Source organism: Moraxella sp. CTOTU48841, from assembly GCF_032061225.1.
GTDB classification, from domain to species: Bacteria; Pseudomonadota; Gammaproteobacteria; order Pseudomonadales; family Moraxellaceae; genus Faucicola; species Faucicola cinerea.
The window spans coordinates 207,948-226,105 of the sequence record NZ_DAMBFQ010000003.1; the positions used below are offsets into that span (position 1 = coordinate 207,948).

An 18,158-nucleotide genomic window follows, 5' to 3' on the forward strand; every position below is an offset into this window, starting at 1 on the left:
AAAGCCTGTATTGGCAAAGGTTGATACAGGCTTTTTTGTTTAACAACTTTAACAATAACAACTCAAAATTTTGGTGAAGATTATGAAAGAAAGCTATGATTTGGTAATTATCGGTGGTGGCCCTGGTGGCTACGAAGCAGCTATCCGTGCAGGCCAATTGGGTATGAGCGTGGCTTGTATCGAAAAACGTATTAATAAAGGTGAGCCAGCGTTAGGTGGTACCTGTTTGAACGTTGGTTGTATTCCTTCGAAAGCATTGTTAGACAGCTCACATCGCTACGAAGCAACCAAGCATGACTTAGCCGACCACGGTATCACCACAGGTGAGGTGGCGATTGACGTCAGCAAAATGTTAAGTCGTAAAGACGCTATCGTTAAACAATTAACCGGTGGTGTGGCTGCATTGTTAAAAGGTAACGGTGCTGACTGGCTACAAGGTACAGGTAAATTACTTGATGGTAAAGGTGCGGATAAACAAGTTGAATTTACCCCATTAGATGGTTCTGCGCCTACCACTCTTACCGCTAAAAATGTGATTTTAGCCTCTGGTTCTGTGCCTATTGATATCCCTGTTGCCCCGATTGATAACGAATATATCGTTGATTCAACCGGTGCGTTAGACTTTACCGAAGTGCCTGCGCGTCTAGGCGTCATTGGCGGTGGTGTGATTGGTCTTGAACTGGGTTCGGTATGGCGTCGTTTGGGTAGTGAAGTGGTGGTATTTGAAGCCATGCCAGAATTTTTAGCAGCGGCAGACAAAGCCGTGAGCAAAGAAGCGGCAAAACTACTAAAAGCCCAAGGCATGGATATCCGTATTGATACCAAAGTTACTCAGGCTCAAGTAGAAAATGGTAAGGTACTTGTATCGTTTGACGCTAAAGGTCAAGCAGGACAAGAAACCTTCGATAAACTCATCGTTTGTGTGGGTCGCCGTGCTTATAAAGAAAACCTACTTGGCGAAAATTCAGGGGTAGAACTTACTGAACGTGGTTTGGTAGCGGTGAATGACTTCTGTCAAACCAACCTTGATGGCGTCTATGCAATCGGTGACTTAGTGCGTGGTCCAATGCTAGCGCACAAAGCGATGGAAGAAGGCATGATGGCAGTTGAACGCATTCATGGTGAAAAAGTTCAAGTCAATTATGACACCATTATTAGCGTGATTTACACCCATCCAGAAATTGCATGGGTAGGCTTAACAGAAGAACAAGCCAAAGAGAAAGGTCATGAAGTCAAAACAGGTCAATTTAGCCTAGCTGCCAATGGTCGTGCATTAGCCGCTGGTGAAGGCCAAGGCTTCATCAAAGTGGTTGCCGATGCCAAAACTGACCGTTTACTGGGTATGCATGTTGTGTCAGCGGGTGCAGGCGATATCGTTCATCAAGGCATGATTGCGATGGAATTCGTATCAAGTATTGAAGATTTGCAGTTGATGACGTTTGCTCACCCAACCATTTCTGAAGCAGTACACGAAGCGGTGCTATCAGCGGATGGTCGTGCGATTCATGCGATTCAACGTAAGCGCAAGTAACCTAGTTCACAGGCAACTTGGCTCACAAGTAACTTAGTTCACAAGCAAATGGGCTAATTAGCTTAGGTATCAATAGTTTGAATAAGGCAAGTGAGCTAACCTCATTATCAAATAGGTTAGCTCACTGTTGACCAAAATATTCAAAAATAATTTTAAAACAATGTAAACCAAAACCGAGAGGATAAATTCATGAATTTACATGAGTATCAAGCCAAAGAATTATTAAAAAGCTATGGATTGCCCGTACAAGAAGGTATCATCGCTAAAAATGGCGACGAAGCCGCCGCAGCGTTTGACAAAATGGCAGGCAACGCCGGTGCCGTGGTTGTTAAAGCCCAAGTACATGCCGGTGGTCGTGGTAAAGCGGGCGGCGTAAAAATCGCTAAAACGCGTGAAGAAGCCAAACAAATTGCGGAAGAATTAATTGGTAAAAACTTGGTAACTTACCAAACTGATGCTAACGGTCAACCTGTTAACAGCGTACTTATCGCCGAAGACATGTACCCAATCGCAACTGAATTGTACTTAGGTGCAGTCGTAGACCGTTCAGCCCGCCGTGTGGTATTTATGGCGTCAACTGAAGGCGGTGTTGAAATTGAAAAAGTTGCCGAAGAAACCCCAGAAAAAATCTTGAAAGTAGAAGTTGACCCACTGGTAGGCTTACAACCTAGCCAAGCTCGTGAAGTCGCTTTCAAACTGGGTCTAAAAGACAAACAAATCAACGAATTTGCCAAATTGATGACAGGGGCTTATAAAGCCTTTACCGAAAATGACTTTGCGTTGTTTGAAATCAATCCATTAGCCGTTCGTAAATCTGGCGAATTAGCCTGTGTTGACGCCAAAATCGGCATCGACTCAAATGCCCTTTATCGCCTACCAAAAGTCGCTGAACAACGCGATAAATCACAAGAAAATGAGCGTGAATTAAAAGCCTCAGAATTTGACCTAAACTATGTTGCGCTTGAAGGTAACATCGGTTGTATGGTGAATGGCGCTGGTCTTGCAATGGCAACCATGGACATCATCAAACTATATGGCGGTCAACCCGCTAACTTCCTAGACGTAGGCGGTGGTGCGACCAAAGAACGTGTGGTTGAAGCGTTCAAATTGATTCTTGAAGACAAATCAGTCCAAGGCGTACTCATCAATATTTTCGGTGGTATCGTACGTTGTGACATGATTGCTGAAGCGATTATCGAAGCGGTAAAAGAAGTCAACGTCACCGTACCTGTGGTTGTGCGTCTTGAAGGTAACAACGCTGAAAAAGGTGCGCAAATCTTACGTGATTCAGGTCTTAAATTAATTCCTGCTGAAGGTCTTTCTGAAGCCGGTCAAAAAATTGTTGATGCGGTTAATAATGCCTAATGAAGAAAGTATAGGTATGAGCGAGTAGGGCTATGTGCCCTACTGGTTAATCGTTTAAATCAAACATAAAAAGTAAAAGGAAAAACAATGAGCGTATTAGTTGGAAAAGACACTAAAGTATTAGTGCAAGGTTTCACAGGTAAAAACGGTACTCTACACTCAGAGCAATCAATTGCTTATGGTACCAACATCGTTGGCGGTGTTACCCCAGGTAAAGGCGGTACAACCCACCTTGATCGTCCAGTATTCGATACCATGGATGAGGCAGTAACAGCAACAGGTGCTAATGCTTCTGTTATCTTTGTACCCGCACCATTTGTATTGGACTCAATCGTTGAAGCGATTAACTCTGGCGTAAAATTGATTGTGGTCATCACCGAAGGCGTACCTACCCTAGATATGCTAAAAGCCAAACGTTACCTAGAAAACGTCAACGCTGACCTACAAGCCAAGGGCGAAGAAATCATCCGTATGGTAGGTCCAAACTGTCCAGGCGTCATCAGCCCAGGTAAATGCAAAATCGGTATCATGCCAGGTCACATTCACCAAGAAGGTAAAGTCGGTATCATCTCACGTTCTGGTACATTGACGTATGAAGCGGTGGCTCAAACCACTAAACTTGGCTTTGGTCAATCAACCTGTATCGGTATCGGTGGTGACCCAATCCCAGGTATGAACCAAATCGACGCATTGAAATTGCTTCAAGACGACCCACAAACCGAAGCGATTGTATTGATCGGTGAAATCGGTGGTACGGCTGAAGAAGAAGCAGCTGCATACGTCAAAGACCACGTGACTAAACCCGTTATTGGTTATATCGCAGGTGTCACAGCACCAAAAGGTAAACGTATGGGACATGCCGGTGCGATTATCTCAGGTGGTAAAGGTACAGCGGAAGAAAAATTCAAAGCCTTTGAAGAGGCTGGTATTGCTTATACCCGTGACCCTTCAAAAATCGGTGAAAAAGTAAAAGAAGTCACTGGTTGGTAGTCATCCGCTATTTTGACTAATCAAGAGCAGATAATCATTGGGTTATCTGCTTTTTTATTATCCGCTGGTGTTAGCAAACGCTGGTGTTAGCAAAATACCCTCAATCAATTTTAATAATGCGTTTAAAATATTCGGGCAGATAAAATATTTGCCATAAAAATATGTTAAGCTTGATGTAAACTATTTGAACAACTTATCTTATTAAGAGTCACTATGTCGAAAAAAATCACTCACGCTGTTATCCCTGTGGCAGGGTTTGGCACGCGTATGTTACCACTATCAAAAGCAGTGCCAAAAGAGTTACTACCGCTTGGCAATAAGCCTGCCATTCAATATGTCGTTGAAGAAGCGATTGCCGCAGGTTTAACCAATATTGTTTTGGTCAATCATGCGCAAAAAACTGCCATTGAAAACTATTTTGACATCAATAGCGAGCTAGATACCCAGTTACGGGGTAAAGGTAAAGCAGCGCTAGCAGATAGTTTAAACTGGCTACCTGCAGGGGTCACGGTTACCAGTGTGCGCCAAGGCAAACCGTTAGGATTAGGGCATGCGGTCTTGCAAGCCCGTGCCATTGTAGGTGATGAGCCATTTGCTGTACTATTACCCGATGTGATTTTGAACCCCTATAACACTGACTATACTCAGCAGAATTTAGCCTACATGCTACAGCAGTTTGCCAAGCAGCAGCATTCACAGATATTGGTTGATCCAGTGAAAGAAAGTGATATTTCTAAATATGGCATTGCTAAGCTAGCCAGCACACAAATGGTAGCAAAGTCTGAACAAAACCAGTCGTTTGCTGTGATGGGGTTTGTGGAAAAACCCAAAGCTGAGGACGCGCCTTCTAACTTGGCTGTCGTTGGGCGCTATGTGTTTAATAATGCTATTTTTGATTATCTAGCGAACACGCAGCCAAGTGTGGGGGGGGAAATTCAGCTGACCGATGCCATTGATGCGCTTATTAGCACGCAAGGGGTAGATGTGGTTAGCATGGTGGGTAACAGCTTTGATGCAGGTGATATGAATAGCTATTTACAAGCCGTGGGTTATTTTGCCACCCAATTGGGTATTGAAGCGTTTCAACATATAGCAAATTAATATAGGGTCATAGACGAATGTCAACCGATACAAGTGCGAATCGTACATGGCAAACACTGTCTACTCAAGCAGATAGTATGGCCACGCTTAATCAACTGTTTAGCCAACAATCCAATCGCGGCTTACAGTACCGCGTTGCTGCGTGCGACATGATCATGGATTTTAGTAAACAAAAAATTGATGAGGCTGTGCTCAGTAATTTAATCACCCTCGCAAATGAGCGTGAGTTAGCGCAAGAAATCCATCGCCTGATGACAGGCGAAATCGTGAATGATACTGAGCATCGTCCCGCATTGCATACCGCGTTAAGACAGCCGCAAGGCGAGCAGGTTTGGGTCGAAGGTGTCAATGTCATTGAGCAAGTGCATACCAGCTTACAAAAAGCGGAAAAGTTGGTGGAGCGGATTCGTAATGGGGTCTGGCGTGGTTATTCTGGTCAGGCAATGACCGATGTCGTGAATATCGGGGTCGGCGGCTCAGATCTAGGGCCAGTGATGGCAACAACGGCACTAAAAGAATGGACAGATACCCCTATCAGTGTGCATTTCGTCTCAAATATGGATGGCACCCAGCTAGATAGTTTGCTTAAGGTATTAAATCCGCAAACCACGCTGTTTATTATTTCGTCGAAATCATTTTCCACCATTGATACGCTGTCCAATGCCAAGACGGCGATGTCATGGTTGTTAGCCAGTCATGATAACAAAGCCACTATTTTGCGTCGTCATTTTATTGGGATTTCTACCAAAGCAGATAAGATGTCAGAATGGGGTATTCATGTCGATAACCAACTAATGCTCTGGGATTGGGTTGGGGGTCGATTCTCCATGTGGTCAGTGATTGGACTGGCGATTGCCATAAAAATTGGCATGCCCAATTTCTATGAGCTGCTAGCAGGTGCTTATGAGATGGATCGGCATTTTGCCACCGCCGATTTTGCTCAAAACATGCCTGTGTTGTTAGGGCTACTCGGTGTTTGGAACAGTACTTTTTTACACATTAACGCTCATACGGTGTTACCTTATGATGGTCGGTTATCTTTTTTTCCCAATTACTTAACCCAGCTTGAGATGGAGAGTAACGGTAAATCCGTCAATCGCCAAGGTGAGGCAGTGACTTACAGTACTTGTCCGATTTTGTGGGGCGATATTGGCTCCAATGCTCAGCATGCGTTTTATCAGTTGTTACATCAAGGCACACAGGCAGTCAGTTGTGATTTTATTGCGCCCATCAAACGCTACGCAGATGCCCAAACAATCAATAAAAATTTGCTTGAGCAGCACGGACTTTCGCTTGCCAACTGCCTAGCGCAAAGCCAAGTGCTCGCGTTTGGCAATGCCGCCATCAAAGACAGCAATAATGGTATGGATAAATTCAAGCATTATCGCGGCAATCAGCCGTCAACGACCATCCTACTCAAACAGCTGACCCCAAGAACATTAGGGTCATTGATTGCGCTGTATGAACACAAGGTGTTCGTTATGTCAGTCATTTGGCAGATTAACCCATTTGACCAGTGGGGGGTCGAAGTGGGTAAAGTGATGGCTAATGCAGTCTTTGATGCCTTGGTATCAACGCAAGAATTATCGCCGCAACAAGCGCAGCCATTTGATAGCTCAACCAATCAGTTGCTAAATACCATTAAAACAACCTTTGCAAGCTGATGATGGATAGGGATAAAAGAAGAAAACAATGACAAAAACTGTATATGTAATTGGCAGTACCAATGAATCAATCAATGCTTGTATTTTGCTTGCCACCCTTGAATACCAAGTCAGGCTATTGACCGATGACGATAGCCTTCAGCAGGTTATGAATGATTACCAGTTTGATCGGCAGATGGTGCTGCTGTGGCAATTGTACCAATCTCAAGGCAACATCATTACCCAACCTCTGCCAACCCATGACTTTTCAGCCTATGTCAGCGCAGATGATATTTGGTTGTTTGTCGATGGTGTGTCAGCGCACGCGCTTGACCAATTTGGCTCATTTCATTTTAACCCCACCACCCAGATTATCATCAGCGGTGTCAAAGCCATGGGTGAGATTGAACAATTCGCGCGCAAATTGACGACTACTTGGGTGTATTATCTTCCCTTTATTTTTATGAAAGATGGGGCGAATTTTAGTTCTTTTTTCCAAGCCGATTTGGCACTGATTGGCGAAAAAACGCAAGGCAGTAGCGCGCACAACAACATTTTGCTGTTTTTTATTGAAAAAAGCGACAAGCACTTTATTACCGATATCAAAACGGCGGAATTTGCGCGCAGTAGTATCATGGGAATGTTGGCAACACGCTTGTCTTTCATGAATGAAATGGCACGTCTCGCCGCCAGTGAACAGGTCAATATCAAACAAGTTGAGCAAATCCTTGGGCTTGATAAACGCATTGGTAAAGATTACCTCAAAGCGGGTTGGGGGTTTGGTGGCAAGTCATTACCGCTGGAATTGGATTTTTTGATTGATGGTTTTAAGCATAACCAAGTGGAGACGTCGTTGTTAGAGGCGGTAAAATCCATTAATGAAGACCAAAAAGAACTGATTTTCCGTGAATTTTGGCAATATTTTGATGGCTTTATCGAAAATAAAACGGTGATGATTTGGGGTTCAGGCTATCGTAATGGTACAGGACGCACCACCCATTCAGCGTTTCACCCACTCATTAAATTATTATGGTCATACAATATCAAGACGATTGTGTATGCCAACAATACCAAAGAAGAATTGTTAGAGTTATACGGTAATCATCCGCTGTTTTCATTGACTGACGATGCCTATGCGCCGCTTACGCAAGTGCAAGCGTTGTTTATTGTCAACTGGTCGCTACCAATCAAGCCAGATATCAATCGTTTAAATAACATTGCATTACCCATTTTTGATGCAAAAAATACGTTAACCGAACCACAAATTCAGCAGCTCGTTGGTTTTTATACGGGTATAGGCTGTAAAAAATAGGCAAAACAATGATAAATCAAAGCAAAAAAATCTTAGTGACTGGCGGCGCAGGATATATCGGCTCACATACATTAATTGAGCTAATTGCCGCAGGATTCACCCCTGTGGTGTATGATAATTTATCCAATAGCAGTCCAGCCTCGCTGGCGCGCGTCCAGCAAATTGTAGGGCAGTCCATTGAATTTATCGAAGGCGATATTTTGGACACACAGCTGCTTGCCAAAACCTTTGCCGCGCATGACTTCACTGCGGTGATTCATTTTGCAGGACTAAAGGCGGTCGGTGAATCGGTTGCCAAGCCACTTTGGTATTATCAAAACAATGTCGCAGGCACGCTCAATCTACTCGATGCGATGACCAAAGCCAATGTCAAAAACTTGATTTTCTCGTCATCAGCAACCGTGTATGGTGACCCAGAAGCCTTGCCGATTGTCGAATCCTCACCCCGTTCTGCGACCAATCCGTATGGGCAAAGCAAGCTAATGATTGAACATATGCTTGAAGACTTGGCAAAATCAGATAACCACTGGCAATTAATTTCACTGCGCTATTTTAATCCCATTGGTGCCCACCATACCGGAACCATAGGGGAAAATCCAAATGGCATTCCAAACAATTTGATGCCGTATGTCAGCCAAGTGGCAGTGGGTAAGCTGCCGCAATTAAGCGTGTTTGGCAATGATTATGATACCGTGGATGGGACAGGCGTGCGAGATTACATCCATGTGGTTGATTTGGCAAAAGGGCATGTCGCCGCTTTACAGTATTTGGAACACCAAACACAGCTCGGATTTGAGCCGATTAACTTGGGTACAGGTAAAGGAACATCTGTATTAGAATTGGTCAATGCCTTTATCAAAACCACCGGTCAGCCCGTGCCTTATAGCATAGCGCCAAGACGACCTGGCGACATTGCCAGTTGTTATGCCAGTAGTGATAAAGCCAAGCATCTGTTGGGCTGGCAAGCGCGATTTGATATCGAGCGTATGTGTACCGACACTTGGCGTTGGCAAAGCCAAAACCCTAATGGCTATGACGATTAAGCGCCCTTTTAATACTGGCGAATATTAACGAATATTAACGAATATTAACGACGGTTTTATGACCGTCTTTTTTATGGCTAGGTTTTATCAAAGATGAGCATTTTTATCATAAAAACCCAGTCAAGGTTATGATTTTACTTGACCCTAGGCTCGCTTCAGCGATAATAGCGGATTAGATAAATTATGATTTTTATTTGTTTTCACCCTAGCAATTGTTTAGCGAATTTCTTTTTTCTTACTGTCCCATTGAGCCTGTTATGACCATTAGCGCACCTGAATTTATCCATGAAACCGTTTTGTTAAAGGAAACGGTAGCAAGTGTGCTCAATGTAACTGTAGCGGCGCTAGAAACAGGAACCATCAAAAAAACGGGCACCTTTGTCGATGCGACATTTGGGCGCGGTGGGCACAGCCGATTGCTGTTAACTTATTTGGATAAAGACAGTCGTCTGCTCGTATTTGATAAAGACCCCCAAGCCATACAAACGGCGCAAGCATTGGCAGCCAGTGATGCGCGCGTGATAGTGATTCATGATAGTTTTGCCAAGCTGCAAGACAATCTGCAGCGATTAGGAATTGAACAGGTCGATGGGATTATGGCAGATTTGGGCGTGTCCTCACCGCAGCTTGATGACGGTAGCCGCGGCTTTAGCTTTATGCGCGATGGGGCAGTGGATATGCGCATGGATACCACCCGTGGCGAATCGGTTGCACAATGGTTAAAACGCGTCGATGAAACCGTGCTTGCCGATGTACTGTATAACTATGGTGAAGAACGACACAGTCGCCGTATTGCAAGGGCAATCAAACAAATGGAGCACTATGATTCTACCCTAGCGCTGGCAGAAACCATCAAACAGGCGCATCCCAATTGGCAAAAAGGCAAGCACCCTGCCACCCAAAGTTTTCAAGCCATGCGTATTTTTATCAATAATGAACTCGGTGATATCGATAGCTTCTTGGATCAATCGCTCATGGCGCTTAACGTAGGGGGACGCTTGGCGGTGATTAGTTTTCATTCGCTAGAAGACCGTATCATCAAGCAGTTTTTGCAAAAACACAGTAAAGGTCAATATCCTGAAGATGTCAATTTACCGATGCCACCCAAACGCCCCAAACTCCTGTCTAAACCTGAGCGTGTCGCGCCGTTGGATACGGAAATAAAAACCAACCCGCGCGCCAGAAGTGCTTGGCTTCGTTCCGCCACCCGACTGTAAAAGTGGCCGTTTTTGTAACATGATATTTATAATAAACAATAAAAAGCGATTGCATTAACCAAACTTAGATGGGTTGCGTTATAATGACTTGTTTTATCTTGATACCCTGCTCTTTGATATAAAAAGCTCTTTGATATAAAAATGCCAAAATCTCAGCCCCTGCCTCCCATGACAAGTGACCCCATGCCGAATGGTCGCGATAATCAAAATTCGCCGAAAAAAACGCGTCTTTTCTCCGCCAAAAATAAAGAAGTTACGGTAAAAAATAACACGACGATGAAAAAAAGCAGTGAAGGCTTGGGTGCCAGTATTAGCGAGATGCTTGATACCGAGTATCGCGGCGTTAGTCTATATACGGTTGCGATGATGCTATTAGTGATTGCGATTTTGTGGACAGGGGTGAGCGTCGTCGAGCAAATCCAAACTTATCACCAACAATATGGCGAGCTGCAAAAACTCAAAAAACAATTTCGCCAGCTGCAAATGGAACACCAACGTATGCTGATTGAGCAGCAAACTTTTAGCGCTACCCCACAAGTGACCAACCGCGCGGTGACTGAACTCAATATGTTTTACCCTAACTTGTCCGATCGTATGATTATTCACGACAACAAAGTCACGGTATTTACTAGTGACGCCAGCAGCAACGAGTCAAATACTCCAGCTATCAATCCAGAAACGCAGCATTGATGAGGCAACCGCGTGAATACTCGCAATAAAAAATCGATAACCACCAAAGTTGCCAATGCCATGTCAGGGCGACCCACCAAAGTGCCTGTGCTCAAAGTCACTGCCCCTAAAATCAATGCGTCAAAGCGTCGTAGTGGTGCCTCACGCCAAGGCAGCATCGAAGAAGATGCCATTCGCTTTAAGTCCATTTGGATAGCGATGGGGTTGGTGTTTGTGGCGATTTTTGGACGATTGGCATACATCCAAGTCATTAATAAGTCCTACTATCAAGGTAAAGGTAATTCGCTCATTACCACCATCAAAAAAGAGCCTTCTTACCGGGGTATGATCACCGATCGCAATAACATGCCGCTTGCGATTTCAGCCCCGTTGACCTCGGCGTACTTTAGTCCGCATGATTATGCGGTTGAATACTATGAGCTCAAAGCGCGCCAACAAGAATTGCAAAAGTCTAAACCGAGTAAATCAGTCAGTCGTGAGCTTGAGCGCGTTGCAAAACGCTTGCAGAACATGGATTTAGCCAAACTTTCGGCATTGACAGGCATTAGCGTCAGCGAATTTAAAAATGCGGTGCGTATCAATGACAACATCAATCTTGCCGATAAAGAGGCAATCAAAGCCGTATTGCCCACGGGCGCAGGGTCGCATTATTTTCCATTGATGAAAAATGTGCAACCTGAAGCAGCACAGCCGCTCATTGATGCCAATTTTGCTGGGGTCAGTACCGACACGTTTTATCAGCGCTACTATCCACAGCCACAGCCGAATGCCCAATTGTTAGGCTTTATGGCGCGTACCAATATGGCAGATGGCACGCACTACCAAGGACAAGCTGGGGTAGAACGCGTATTTAATGACATGCTATCGGGAAAAGATGGCGAAGTCATGGTCATACGTGATGCCAAAAACAACAGCATTAAAGAAATCGAACAAGTCAAACCTGAAGTCGCTGGCAAGGATTTACAATTAACCGTTGATTCACGGCTACAATATATTTTGTACCAAGAGCTTGAAAAAGTCGGGCGTGTGCAGCAGGCACGCTGGGCAGCGGGTATGATTGTCGATGTAAACTCGGGCGAAGTGATGGCGATGTCCAACTGGCCGTCGTTTAACGCCAATGACTTAAATAGCTTATCCAATGAAAACCAGCGTAACCATGCCTTGATGGATGTATTTGAACCAGGTTCGGTGATGAAACCTATCACCGTTGCCACGGGCTTAAAGTCAGGACAGTACAATGCCAACTCGCTGGTTAATACCAGTCCAGGTAGCATGGTGGTGCAAGGGCATACTATTCGTGACCATGGCAATTTAGGTACCATTAGTCTGCGTACCCTACTGCAAAAATCGAGTAATATCGGCTCAGCAAAAATTGCCCTTTCTTTGCCTGCCACCGCGATGAGTGATACGCAAAAAGCCTTTGGGTTTGGCGCAAAAACCAACCTAAAATTACCCGGTGAATCTGCAGGTCTAGTGCCAACGCCTGAGCAAAATGAAATCGCACGGCGCGCAACTGTGTCGTACGGTTACGGTCTACAAGTCACGCTGGCACAGCTTGCGCAAGCTTACAGTGTATTAGGTGCAGGTGGCGTGATGCATCCGTTGACGCTCCTTAAAAGTACCCGCGATAACGCGCTCAATAGCAGTAGTGCCAATAATGTCTCCGTTCCTTTTGCCAAACCTGCTGCCAAGCAAGTCATCAAAACCAGCGATGCTCTTACCATTGTCGATATGATGACGTCAGTCACTGAGCCTGGCGGTACGGCAACCTTAGCCGCTATCGATGGCTATCGTGTGGCGGGTAAAACAGGTACGGCAAGACGTACCAATCCTAAAGGCGGTTATTACAACGACCAATACCGCACCGCGTTTGTCGGTATTGCTCCTGCTTCCAACCCGCGTTTTGTGGTCGCCATTATGGTTGAAGATCCGCGTATTAACAAATTTGGTGGTTTGGTTGCAGCACCCGTGTTCCGCAGTGTGATGAAAGAAGCCTTGCGTTTGTATAATGTGCCGTTTGACAAGCCGCTATCGGGTAAAGAAACCACTGCCGCCAGCATCGAAAGTGTCAATGACTTATAAAAACCCTATGGAAAAAGCTATGATTACGTTGCAACCGATGATGTCTGCGCTATCGCTACCAGAAAGCGTGCGACAACTGTTAAACCCTGTCATGAATCAACCATTTGGGCAGTTTGTGGTCGATAGCCGTCAAGTGGGTCAGGGCGATGTATTTGTATTGCTAAAAAGTCAAAACGCGACCGACAGCCTCGATTTGGAAAAAGTTGCAGGTTATCTTGCCCAAGTCTCAGACAAAGCGGCGTTTGTGTTGTCAGAAATTGATGTATCCGCGATCCAGTCGCAGTTTATGTTGCCGATTATTTATTTGCCCACCATTCGTGATTTTTTAGGTTCTCTGATTCAAACCAGTTTGCAACAGCAACATCCCACCAAGTTACCGGCGGTCATCGCGGTGACAGGCACCAATGGCAAGACCACGGTAAGTCAACTGGTCGCCCAACTCATCAGTCAATCGGGCATCAAAACTGCGGTCATGGGCACGGCTGGTAATGGGGTTTTGCCAAATTTAACCCCAAGTACCCACACCACCCTAGAAGTGTTTAATCTGCAACATGCGATTGATGATTTTGCCAAGCAAGGCGTACAAGCCTTAGCCATTGAAGCCAGCTCTCACGGATTGCACCAGCAGCGGCTGCAAGGCGTACCCATCAATGTGGCGATTTTTACCAATTTAAGTCGTGATCATCTCGACTATCATACTGACATGGATGATTATGCGCAGGCGAAAGCGCGACTGTTTGATAAAGCACATTTTCCCACCCTCACTCACGCGATTATTAATTTAGATGATGAATTTAGTGAATTGATGATTGAGGCAGCCAACGCATCCCATTTAACCGTGTGGACGTATAGCTTGACCAATGACAAAGCCGATTTTTTTGCCAAAACCATCCTGCCAAGTTTGCAAGGGGGTGATTTGACCATTGCTCTTTCAAAAGCTGTCACGCCAGAAGGTGAATTAAGGGTGAACAGTCCATTGTTAGGGCGATTTAATGTGGCTAATTTGTTGGCGAGTATCGCAGGCGCCTTAGCGTTATCACAAAGTGCTGCGATGGGATTAAGTGTGGCGCAAATCCAAGCGGCAGTGCCAAAGCTTCGCGGCGCCACAGGTCGTATGGATCGGGTGCCATCGACCAATAGCTGTTTTATCGTGGATTATGCGCATACGCCAGATGCGCTAGAGCAGGTGTTGACCAGTTTAAAATCGCATTGTACGGGTGAGCTGTGGGCGGTATTTGGCTGTGGTGGCGACCGTGATAAGGGTAAACGTCCACTGATGGCGCAAGCAGGACTGCGCTTAGCTGACAAAGTAATTTTGACTGCCGATAACCCACGCAGTGAAGACCCCAACACGATTTTGAACGATATGCAAGCGGGCATGACTTGTGAGCAGCACTATCAAGCCATTATCGAGCCAGACCGTCAAAAGGCGATTGAATATGCGGTGCAACATGCCAAGCCTAGCGATATCGTGGTGATTGCAGGCAAAGGGCATGAGACCTATCAAGAAATCAAAGGGGTACGCCACGATTTTGATGATAAAGTAGTGGTAAAAAATGCCATTGACAAATTTGGCAAATAACCTAGCCTAGCATCATGAAAAAAATCTACCTAATCCGTCATGCCCAAAGCGAGTCCAATGCAGGGAAAGCAGTGCGCCCCAATCATGCCATCAATCTTACTGACGTTGGCAAGACGCAAGCGCAAGCATTGGCGGATTGGCTTACTGACCATATCAGCGAGCCAGTCACCGAGATTTTTGTCTCCCAGTATCTTCGCACCCAGCAAACGGCTCAGCCTTATCTACAAAGCACTAAGCGCACAGCCACTGTCATTGATGAATTGCACGAATTTAACTTTTTAGATTTTGACACCATCAAGGATTTGTCATTTGATGACATCCGTGTGATTGCCGATGATTTTTGGCAACAGCATTCTGCGCACCGAGCCAGTGAGGTGACGGACAGTTTTGAGCATTTCGTAGCGCGGGTACAAAAAGTGCGTGCGTATTTTGATGCCTTGCCCGATGGCACCTATCTAGTATTTACCCATGGCATGTGGATTGGCATGCTTATCTGGCAACTGCTACTTGGCGATAGCCCGCGTCTATATAACATGAAAAAATTCCATGAGTTTGAACTGGCAACGCGCCTCAAAAATTGCGAAGTGTTGTTGCTCGCTCCTGCAGGAATCAAGAAAGTATGGGTGCGCAATGATGGGCAAGATGACGAGATTCGCTAGTAGTAAACTATAAAGAGACCCCAATAAAGAGACCCGAATAAAGAGACGACAATGACTGCATATATTTGGCAATCTGCCAACTTAACCGAAGCAACGAAAAACCTAAATCCCAGTTGGCAAGGTGATTTTACCCAGACATCCACAAGAATTACCACCGACACCCGCAAAATCGAACAAGGTGATATCTTTTTAGCCATTAAAGGTGACAACTTTGACGGACATGATTATGTACAAACTGCCAAAGACAAAGGCGCGGTCTTAGCGATTGTCAGCCGTGCAGTCGAAAGTGACTTGCCGCAACTTGTAGTGACTGACACCAAACTGGCACTCGGCAAATTAGGTGCTTACCGCCGTGACCAACATCCCAATCTAAAAGTTGTCGCGATTACAGGCTCGAGCGGTAAAACCACCGCCAAAGAAATGCTTGGCAGTATTTTAAACCGTATTGCGCCGACACTTATCACTCGCGGCAATCTCAACAATGATTTGGGCGTGCCGATGATGCTACTAGAGCTGACCGATGACCATCGTTACGCTGTCATGGAGCTTGGCGCCAACCATGTCGGAGAGATTGCTTATACCACCCAGCTTGTCAAGCCCGATGTCGCTTGTGTGCTCAATATCGGCACGGCGCATTTGGGGGAGTTTGGCGGGCGTGATAATATCGCCAAGACCAAATCTGAGATTTATCAAGGATTAAGTGACACAGGTACAGCGATTGTGCCATTTGGTGATGATTATTTTGATACGCTACTCAATAATGCCCAACAATTTACCCAAAATATTCTCACCTTTGGCGAGCGTGACGTGTCCTTGGCAGATGCTGGCGTGGATATGCAACAAGCCAAAGAAATTGGCTTAACAGATGAAGACACGGTGCTACTGATGGGCGATGTGTTTGCCGATGATGTGGAAGTCGGTAATACCAGTGCCTTTAGCCTAAATTTCAATTTTGAAATTGATGAAATCGAGAGTCAAAACGTTACTTTAAACTTTGCAGGTGAACACAACATCAGCAATGCCTTAGCCGCCGCGGCCTGTGCGCAAGCCTTGGGGCTGTCGATTGAGGATATTGCCAAAGGACTTGATGCTGCCAAACCTGCCAAAGGTCGACTCAATTTCATTGAGTTTGGTAAACATACTTTAATTGATGACACTTATAATGCCAATCCCAGTGCCGTCGTTGCTGCCACGCAAGTATTGGCTAGCCAAGGTGCGCCAACCCTGTTGGTGTTGGGCGATATTGGTGAGTTGGGTGACGCTGCCCAAGAGGAGCATCGCAAGCTCGGTGAGACTATCGCCGCCTCGGGCGTGACTGCGCTGTATACGGTGGGGGAGCTAACGCCTGTTACTGTCGCGCAAGCGCAAGCATCCGGCATGCAAGCACAGGCTTACCCGGACAAAGCCACTCTACTTGCGGCGATCAAAGATAAGCTGGCGAGTAGTGATGACGCCTGGCATATCTTGTTTAAAGGCTCGCGCTATATGAGAATGGAGCAAATAATTGACGAGTTAACCCGTCAGCCATCCTAGCCAAAAACAGAGCTTTTATCAGCCATTTAATAAAAATTGGCTGATTTTTTGTGAATTTTTACTTAAAATAGTCAACTTTTCATGATGGGTTTTTGCTGATGAGGACAAGTGAGACAGTTTTTATAGACGTTTTTCATAGATAGTTTTCATAGCGAGTTTTCATTTATTTCATCATGATCATAATAGGGACATTGCATCCCTGTTTTACCCGATATTCCCTAAGGAGTCCACTCGTGCTATTGTGGTTATTTGAATGGCTAAGCCAGTTTTATTCCCCATTTTCGGCTGTGTCATCGCTGACCTTACGCGTTTTATTAGCGGTGCTGACTGCGCTGGGTATCAGTATGGTTTTTGGTGGACGCGTCATTGAACGGCTGCGTGCGCTCAAATATGGACAAGCCATTCGTAACGATGGTCCACAGAGTCACCTTGCCAAAACAGGCACACCCACCATGGGCGGGATTTTAATTTTAGGCAGTATTTTGGTAACCACGCTACTGTGGGCGAATCTAACCAATCCCTACGTATGGATTTTGATGGTGGTCTTGGTGATTTTTGGCGCGGTGGGCTGGGCAGATGACTGGCTAAAAATCAAATATAAAGACCCAAAAGGCTTGATTGCACGCAAAAAATATTTTTGGTTGTCGGTTGGCGCTTTATTTGTTGGTGTGTCCTTGTACTGGATTGCCAGTCAGCAGCCGCATGTGGCGACAGCTCACGCCATGCAAGATTTACTGATTCCGTTATTTAAAAACGTGTCAATTCCTTTCTCCGCTGTACCATTAGGTTTGGCGTTTATTATCTTTACTTATTTTGTGATTAATGGCACCTCAAATGCAGTCAACTTAACCGATGGTTTGGATGGTCTCGCCATTTTTCCTGTGGTGTTGGTCGCCGCAGGCTTAGGGGTGTTTGCTTATGTGTCAGGGGATTTTCGCTTTGCTGAATATCTCCACGTGCCCTATATTGCTTATAATAGCGATGTGACAGTCGTATGTGGCGCCATGGTTGGCGCAGGTTTAGGGTTTTTATGGTTTAATGCCCATCCCGCCCAAGTGTTTATGGGTGATGTTGGTGCATTAGCCTTAGGCGCGATGCTTGGCACCATTGCCGTGATGACGCGTCAAGAGATTGTGCTGTTCATCATGGGTGGTCTATTTGTGGCAGAAGCGGTATCGGTCATGCTACAAGTAGGCTCTTACAAACTTCGTAAAAAACGCATATTTCGCATGGCGCCGCTGCATCACCATTTTGAAGAAGGCGGCTGGAAAGAAACCCAAGTGGTTACCCGTTTTTGGATTATTACCATTGTCTTGGTTATATTAGGGCTGATGACGTTGAAACTTCGCTAACTTTGCTAAGTTCGCTAACGGCGCTTTGCATCAAATGGCATCTTTGGATGTCATTTTT

General features: G+C 45.4%; 14 protein-coding genes. All 14 read left to right on the forward strand.

Annotated features, from left to right (window positions below):
* The first annotated feature begins 82 nt into the window (after positions 1 to 82).
* The 14 genes from lpdA (at position 83) to mraY (ending at position 18,100) form a co-directional block, all read left to right on the forward strand.
* Positions 83 to 1,531: a dihydrolipoyl dehydrogenase gene (lpdA, locus tag RT034_RS05415; RefSeq protein WP_313014627.1), complete on the forward strand. Its 1,449-nt coding sequence runs from the start codon at positions 83 to 85 to the stop codon at positions 1,529 to 1,531.
* A 189-nt stretch (positions 1,532 to 1,720) separates the two neighbouring features.
* Positions 1,721 to 2,896, forward strand: a complete 1,176-nt coding sequence (gene sucC / locus RT034_RS05420; protein ID WP_007115062.1) for an ADP-forming succinate--CoA ligase subunit beta — start codon at positions 1,721 to 1,723, stop codon at positions 2,894 to 2,896.
* 87 nt (positions 2,897 to 2,983) lie between these two features.
* On the forward strand, positions 2,984 to 3,886 hold the full coding sequence (gene sucD / locus RT034_RS05425) for a succinate--CoA ligase subunit alpha (protein WP_007115061.1): 903 nt from the start codon (positions 2,984 to 2,986) through the stop codon (positions 3,884 to 3,886).
* Between the two features lie 213 nt (positions 3,887 to 4,099).
* Positions 4,100 to 4,987, forward strand: a complete 888-nt coding sequence (locus RT034_RS05430; RefSeq protein ID WP_313014634.1) for a UTP--glucose-1-phosphate uridylyltransferase — start codon at positions 4,100 to 4,102, stop codon at positions 4,985 to 4,987.
* 17 nt (positions 4,988 to 5,004) lie between these two features.
* Positions 5,005 to 6,651, forward strand: a complete 1,647-nt coding sequence (pgi, locus tag RT034_RS05435) for a glucose-6-phosphate isomerase (protein WP_313014636.1) — start codon at positions 5,005 to 5,007, stop codon at positions 6,649 to 6,651.
* 28 nt (positions 6,652 to 6,679) lie between these two features.
* Positions 6,680 to 7,942 (forward strand): UDP-glucose 6-dehydrogenase, encoded by a 1,263-nt coding sequence (locus RT034_RS05440; protein ID WP_313014639.1) that lies wholly within the window; start codon positions 6,680 to 6,682, stop codon positions 7,940 to 7,942.
* Between the two features lie 8 nt (positions 7,943 to 7,950).
* The gene (galE, locus tag RT034_RS05445) at positions 7,951 to 8,985 is read left to right on the forward strand and encodes a UDP-glucose 4-epimerase GalE (protein ID WP_313014643.1); all 1,035 of its coding nucleotides are present in this window, start codon (positions 7,951 to 7,953) and stop codon (positions 8,983 to 8,985) included.
* A 257-nt stretch (positions 8,986 to 9,242) separates the two neighbouring features.
* The gene (gene rsmH, locus RT034_RS05450; RefSeq protein WP_313014646.1) at positions 9,243 to 10,202 is read left to right on the forward strand and encodes a 16S rRNA (cytosine(1402)-N(4))-methyltransferase RsmH; all 960 of its coding nucleotides are present in this window, start codon (positions 9,243 to 9,245) and stop codon (positions 10,200 to 10,202) included.
* Between the two features lie 141 nt (positions 10,203 to 10,343).
* A complete protein-coding gene (gene ftsL, locus RT034_RS05455) occupies positions 10,344 to 10,892 on the forward strand; it encodes a cell division protein FtsL (protein ID WP_313014650.1) in 549 nt (182 codons plus the stop codon).
* Between the two features lie 12 nt (positions 10,893 to 10,904).
* Positions 10,905 to 12,974, forward strand: coding sequence for a peptidoglycan D,D-transpeptidase FtsI family protein (locus RT034_RS05460; protein ID WP_313014654.1), 2,070 nt, complete (start codon positions 10,905 to 10,907; stop codon positions 12,972 to 12,974).
* Positions 12,975 to 12,993: 19 nt separating this feature from the next.
* The gene (locus RT034_RS05465) at positions 12,994 to 14,556 is read left to right on the forward strand and encodes a UDP-N-acetylmuramoyl-L-alanyl-D-glutamate--2,6-diaminopimelate ligase (RefSeq protein ID WP_313014656.1); all 1,563 of its coding nucleotides are present in this window, start codon (positions 12,994 to 12,996) and stop codon (positions 14,554 to 14,556) included.
* 14 nt (positions 14,557 to 14,570) lie between these two features.
* On the forward strand, positions 14,571 to 15,215 hold the full coding sequence (locus tag RT034_RS05470; protein ID WP_313014659.1) for a histidine phosphatase family protein: 645 nt from the start codon (positions 14,571 to 14,573) through the stop codon (positions 15,213 to 15,215).
* 51 nt (positions 15,216 to 15,266) lie between these two features.
* Positions 15,267 to 16,748 carry a UDP-N-acetylmuramoyl-tripeptide--D-alanyl-D-alanine ligase gene (locus tag RT034_RS05475; protein ID WP_313014663.1) on the forward strand — a complete coding sequence of 494 codons (1,482 nt, stop codon included), beginning with the start codon at positions 15,267 to 15,269 and terminating at the stop codon, positions 16,746 to 16,748.
* A 233-nt stretch (positions 16,749 to 16,981) separates the two neighbouring features.
* A complete protein-coding gene (gene mraY / locus RT034_RS05480) occupies positions 16,982 to 18,100 on the forward strand; it encodes a phospho-N-acetylmuramoyl-pentapeptide-transferase (RefSeq protein WP_050324892.1) in 1,119 nt (372 codons plus the stop codon).
* The last annotated feature ends 58 nt before the right edge of the window (positions 18,101 to 18,158 follow it).

Bases quoted from the DNA above. Each gene is read 5' to 3' on its own strand.
- lpdA (WP_313014627.1), top strand. From the start codon at position 83: ATGAAAGAAAGCTATGATTTGGTAATTATCGGTGGTGGCCCTGGTGGC.
- sucC (WP_007115062.1), top strand. From the start codon at position 1,721: ATGAATTTACATGAGTATCAAGCCAAAGAATTATTAAAAAGCTATGGA.
- sucD (WP_007115061.1), top strand. From the start codon at position 2,984: ATGAGCGTATTAGTTGGAAAAGACACTAAAGTATTAGTGCAAGGTTTC.
- RT034_RS05430 (WP_313014634.1), top strand. From the start codon at position 4,100: ATGTCGAAAAAAATCACTCACGCTGTTATCCCTGTGGCAGGGTTTGGC.
- pgi (WP_313014636.1), top strand. From the start codon at position 5,005: ATGTCAACCGATACAAGTGCGAATCGTACATGGCAAACACTGTCTACT.
- RT034_RS05440 (WP_313014639.1), top strand. From the start codon at position 6,680: ATGACAAAAACTGTATATGTAATTGGCAGTACCAATGAATCAATCAAT.
- galE (WP_313014643.1), top strand. From the start codon at position 7,951: ATGATAAATCAAAGCAAAAAAATCTTAGTGACTGGCGGCGCAGGATAT.
- rsmH (WP_313014646.1), top strand. From the start codon at position 9,243: ATGACCATTAGCGCACCTGAATTTATCCATGAAACCGTTTTGTTAAAG.
- ftsL (WP_313014650.1), top strand. From the start codon at position 10,344: ATGCCAAAATCTCAGCCCCTGCCTCCCATGACAAGTGACCCCATGCCG.
- RT034_RS05465 (WP_313014656.1), top strand. From the start codon at position 12,994: ATGATTACGTTGCAACCGATGATGTCTGCGCTATCGCTACCAGAAAGC.
- RT034_RS05470 (WP_313014659.1), top strand. From the start codon at position 14,571: ATGAAAAAAATCTACCTAATCCGTCATGCCCAAAGCGAGTCCAATGCA.
- RT034_RS05475 (WP_313014663.1), top strand. From the start codon at position 15,267: ATGACTGCATATATTTGGCAATCTGCCAACTTAACCGAAGCAACGAAA.